Below are 4,727 nucleotides of genomic sequence, written 5' to 3'. Positions count from 1 at the left end.
AACCGCGTCGATCCGCGACACCTCGTCGATGACCGGGATCGCGGTGTCGAGCCGGTTGACCACCAGCACGGCGTCGTCGTTGCCGAGGATCGCGCCGGTCACGTGGACGCCGCGCTGGCCCGCGGCGTTGATGGCGCGGGCCGCGACCTCGAAATCGACGCCCTTCGCGACGACGACGATCACCTCTGCGCCGGAGGGTGTCTCACCGAGCGCGTCGAAGGCGACCGTGGTGCCGACCCCGAGCCCCCGGCCACCCGGGGTGCGGGGATCGTGCCCGATCATCGTCGACTCGGTGATGATGGTCTCGGTGATCGTCTCCATCGCCAGTCCGCTGATCACCGGCGTCGCCTCGTTGAGCAGCACCACATCGAGATCGGCCATGGCCACCCCAGCGGCATCGAGGGCGCGGGCCACCGCGGCCGCGACCCCGTCGGCATTCTTGGGTGTGCCCTTGATACCCGTCGTGGCCGTCAGCGCGGCGCCGAGGAACCGGACCGCCCCGTCGGGCTCGATGGTCGCGGCGCTGGCCTCGGTCGTCGAGTTACCGATGTCGACGCCGACAACGGTACGAGCCATCAGGTGCCCAGTGCGCCGGCCGCCTCGACGAACTGCGGCACCACCTCGACGGGCCGGGCCTGCTTGCGGATCTGTTCGGTCTCCTTGAGGTGCAGCAGCGCGGCCTTGGCCTGCCAGCGGGGCCGGGCCATCTGATCGTTGAGCGTCGGGACCGGTTCCGGTGACTCGCCTTTCGCGTACTGCGCGGCGTTGGAGCCGATCAGCCGGTAGGTCTCCAGCGTCATCAGCGGGCTCTGCGGAAACAGCTCGAGGCTGGACAGCCGCGGCAGGTCGCGCTGGTGGATCATCGACGTACCGCGGGACAGGATGCCGATGCCGATGCCCGACCCGGACAGCCTGGCGGCGGTGTGCGCCAGCACCGCGAGGTCACTGCTGTGCCGGACCCGGATGCAGCGTGCGCTGACCTCCTGCTCCTCGATGCCGGCCAGGATCTGGCGGATCACGTCGGCATGTGAGAGCCCGATGATGGTCTGGCTGAAGAAATCGGCGAAGGCCGGCGAGATCGCCAGCACCACCTCGTCGGAGCGCTTACCCGGTTCGGCCGGCGTCTCGCCGGTGAAGGTGATGGTCCGTTCGGTGACGGGATCCGGCATGTCACTCCACCTCCAGTTCCGGGTTTTCGGCGCTCGTCACGTGCCGCAACCGCTTCATTTCCTCCCAGCGCTCACCCGACGGGCGGTAGCCGGTGCCGGGGCCCGCATAGTCGTTGCGGTCGTTGACCGCCGACAACGGTTTGAGGTCGCGGGTCATGATCGCCGACGTCTGCAGCAGATCACCCGAAACCCGTTGGCGCAGCACGGTCAACAGGTTCTCGGCGACATCGGAGAAGCCGGTCGATTCCAGGGCCTTGACCAGATCAAGACCGGTGATGTCGCGGTCCATCACCTGCTGGGCGCCCTTCAGGTCCTCCAGCACATCGCGCGGGATCAGCTCGCGGCTGCCGTGCGCATAGGTGGCGGCCTCGATCTCGGCGTCGGAGATCGTCGGCAGGTCCAGATACCCGAAGACCGCCTGCAGCGCCTTGCCTGCGCGGTGGCGCGCCGCGAGGATCTCGGCCTCACCGACATGCCGCAGACCGCCGTCGATCTGCAGGTCACGCTGAATGGTGTTGAAATCGTCGAAATCCTCGGCGTCCAGATTGGATCCGGCGAACATGTTGTCGTAGTTGGGCGGTGCCGAGTAGCCCGAGCAGACGAAGTCGGTACCCGGCATCATCTGCGGAAGCAGCCGCGCGGTGCGCCGCATCGGCGAGTGCGAGAACGACTGGTCGTTACCCGAGGCGCATTCCAGGTCCACCGCCGAGGCCACCAGGTTCTCGGCCGCCACCGCCCGGATACCAGCAGGCACCGCACCCGGCACCCCGATACAGGAGATCGAACCGTTCTGCAGGCCCTGCACACCCGCGCCCTTGGCCACCAGGATGCAGCGGATCTCCAGGTACAGCATGGACCGGCCTTCGGCGTTGCCCATCTGCACCTCCGATCCGGTGCCCGAGGTGAACCGCATCTTGATCCCGCGGGATGCGTAGGCCGCCGCCAGGAACGCCTTCGACCACGGGGTGTCGTCGCCGTCGACGAACACCGACTCGGTGCCGTACACCGAGATGGTCTCGGCGTAGGCGGTGATACCGCGCATCCCGAGTTCCAGCTCGGTGGCCTCCTCGAGCGCGCACTGGGTCAGCCGGCCGCCGGTGCCGACCTGGCTGCCGATCTGCAGGGCCATGGCGACCAGCGGCGCGTACCGCACCACGCCCAAAGTCGTTTCCACTTCCGAGAATCCACGCAACGACGCCTCGGCGGCCTCACAGGCCACCTGCAGCGGGTTGTCCCTGGCGCTGGTGCAGTGCGCCTGATTCGCCGGGGTGCGGCGGGCCCGCATCTTCTGGATGCCCATCATGATCTCGACGATGTTCATCGCCTTCATGACTTCGAGCAGCTTGGCCGGGGTCAGCCCACCGGTCACCGCGATCACCTCGTCGCGGGTCACCCGAGGGTCGACGAGCATGCCTGCGATCTCGACGGCCGGGATCGCCATCGACTGCTCGGTGGTGGTCACGTCGATCGCGTGATCGGCGATGAACTGGTCGATGAAATCGAAATCGGCGCGGGCCCGGCCGTCCATCTCGACGATGGCCCCGTCCACGACGCGCACGCTCGGCTCGGGGTCGAAGGCGCTGTCCAGCGCGACCATGCCGACCTCGGGCCACTCCTGAACGAATCCGTCCAGGTTGACCGGCCGGTCCTCGAGGACCTTGGTGCGCTCCGACTGCCGCTTGCCGTCAGCGCTGAGTTTTCTGGCTGTCGTCACGGGTGCTCCTATTCGCTGGTGGCCAGGATGTCGCGACGCTCGTAGACGTCGGCCGCCTCACGGACCAGGCCGGCCAGCAGACCCGCGCCGTACTGGCCGTCGAGTTCGTCGGCGATCGCTTCGAGCTCGGCCTTGGTGGACGCGTTGGGCCGCAACGCGTTGTAGATCTGCAGCACCCGCTCATCGCTGATCGCGGTCATCTCGGCGGCGCGGCGCAGGTTCCCGCCGAGCTGCCTGCGCCCGACCTTCTCGGCGATCTGGGCCTGCAACCGCAGCGTCTGCGGGGTGATCCGCAAATCCGACGCGTCGATGTCGCCCGCCATCACCGCCTGCATCGTGATGCCGTCGATCGGCTTGCCGTTGGGGGTGAGCAGCAGGTCGGTGCGGTTGCTGCTCAGCGGATAGTCCACCGAGGGATCGAGATTCGGTTCTGTCATGCACGGTTCCCAACTCGAGTGTTACGGCCATAGAGCTCCCCCAATTGTGCGTTGCGTCACGTTGCACGAAGGTTGCGTCCCAGGTCAGCGGGTAGATCGGGGCGCGATGGGCGATCGCGGGCTAACGTGTGGCGGCGATGGACATTCCGGACCTGCGCGCGGTCGCCGGGCTGGGCGAGTTCTTCGCCCTGCCCGAGGTTTCCGCCGACCCGTCCTGGGCACCGGTCATGTCGCTGCTGGGCGACGCGTCGGCAGTGCACCGGTACGCGTTGGCGGCCAGGTCGGCGATCGCGGCGGGGATGGCTGTCGAGGCGGCGTCGGTACCACTCAAGGCCGCCGCGTCCTCGGTGCATCTGTCGATCGTCGCCCGGCTGCTGTCCCCGGCCATCGGTGCGGCCGGACGCTTCGGCGCCGTCCCGATGCTGACACCGGAAACCCTGTTCTGGCAACCGACTTCATCGCACCGGCCGGCCCTGGGCGCCGGCCGGGTGAGCTGGGCCCCCGCCACCGACCCGCGGCGCGCCGCGGCCGCCATCGTCGACCCGCTGATCGCTGACGTCCTGGCCCCGTTCAACGAGACCATGCGGCAAGCGGTTTCGCTCTCGCCCCGGGTGATGTGGGGCAATATCGCGTCGGCGGCCCACGGCGCGGTGACGGTGCTGACCCGGGCCTGCCCGGAATCGGCCGGGCGCGCACGCGGATTGGTCGCGGCCCTGATCGCCACGGATCCGCTGACCGGCTCGGCAGGCATCGTCGACGGCCGGTTCCGCAGGCGCAACTGCTGCCTGTTCTACCAGGTGCCGGGCGGCGGCTACTGCGGCGACTGCGTGCTGGTGGACGGCTAGAGCGCTGCCACACCGGCTTCGGCGACCGCGACGTCCTGGTCGACGCTGCCCGCGCTGACCCCGACCGCGCCGAGCACCACACCGTCGGACTCCAGCGGGATGCCCCCGCCGAACACCACCAGACCGCCAGAAGTCTGTTCCAGGCCGTAGAGCTCGCCACCGGGCTGGCAGACCGTGGTGAGCGCGCTGGTGGGCAGGTTCATCATGACCGCGGTCCTGGCCTTGCGGATCGAGATGTCGATGCTGGCCTTGATCGCGCCGTCCATCCGGACGAACGCCACCAGATGGCCACCGTCGTCGACCACGGCGATGTTCATCGGCTGGCCGATCTGGTTCGCCTTGTCGGTGGCGGCGTCGATCACCTTCTGCGCCGTCTGCAGCGGCAGTGAACCCATTGCGGTCCTTTCGTGTCATACGAACGTTGGCTTGTGTGCGAGTTCGACGGGATTTTTCGCACACAAGCCAACGTTCGGCGGGGCGTTTAGAAGAAGCCCTGGGCCTTGTTGCTGTAGCTGACCAGCAGGTTCTTGGTCTGCTGGTAGTGGTCGAGCATCATCTTGTG

At 68.1% G+C, this 4,727-nt stretch carries 6 protein-coding genes and 1 pseudogene; 1 reads left to right on the top strand and 6 read right to left on the bottom strand.

Going from position 1 to position 4,727, the window contains the following annotated elements; all coding sequences use genetic code 11:
* The 4 genes and pseudogenes from ACWDTP_RS37500 to ACWDTP_RS37485 all read right to left on the bottom strand — a co-directional run.
* Positions 1 to 576 (bottom strand): annotated as a pseudogene (locus ACWDTP_RS37500) (diol dehydratase reactivase subunit alpha); the annotation flags it as partial.
* Entirely contained in the window at positions 576 to 1,169 is a 594-nt protein-coding gene (locus ACWDTP_RS37495; protein WP_450028277.1) for a propanediol/glycerol family dehydratase medium subunit, read from the bottom strand. The gene ACWDTP_RS37495 and the pseudogene ACWDTP_RS37500, both read right to left, overlap by 1 nt.
* A gap of 1 nt (position 1,170) precedes the next feature.
* The gene (locus ACWDTP_RS37490; protein WP_450028276.1) at positions 1,171 to 2,883 is read right to left on the bottom strand and encodes a propanediol/glycerol family dehydratase large subunit; all 1,713 of its coding nucleotides are present in this window, start codon (positions 2,881 to 2,883) and stop codon (positions 1,171 to 1,173) included.
* 8 nt (positions 2,884 to 2,891) lie between these two features.
* Entirely contained in the window at positions 2,892 to 3,320 is a 429-nt protein-coding gene (locus ACWDTP_RS37485) for a diol dehydratase small subunit (protein ID WP_450028275.1), read from the bottom strand.
* 137 nt (positions 3,321 to 3,457) lie between these two features.
* Here ACWDTP_RS37485 and ACWDTP_RS37480 point away from each other — a divergent pair, with 137 nt between their 5' ends.
* A complete protein-coding gene (locus tag ACWDTP_RS37480) occupies positions 3,458 to 4,165 on the top strand; it encodes a (2Fe-2S)-binding protein (RefSeq protein WP_450028274.1) in 708 nt (235 codons plus the stop codon).
* On the opposite strand, the gene ACWDTP_RS37475 is transcribed toward ACWDTP_RS37480, so the two are convergent.
* Complete coding sequence (locus ACWDTP_RS37475) at positions 4,162 to 4,560, bottom strand: GlcG/HbpS family heme-binding protein (RefSeq protein ID WP_450028273.1); 399 nt, start codon at positions 4,558 to 4,560, stop codon at positions 4,162 to 4,164. The genes ACWDTP_RS37480 and ACWDTP_RS37475 overlap by 4 nt on opposite strands.
* Positions 4,561 to 4,646: 86 nt before the next feature.
* Positions 4,647 to 4,727: hypothetical protein (locus tag ACWDTP_RS37470; protein WP_450028278.1), on the bottom strand; the 81-nt coding region annotated here is incomplete at its 5' end.

Source organism: Mycobacterium sp. NPDC003449 (genome assembly GCF_053588415.1).
The sequence above is the reverse complement of the archived record's forward strand: the minus strand, read 5'-3'. Positions and strand labels throughout refer to the sequence as shown.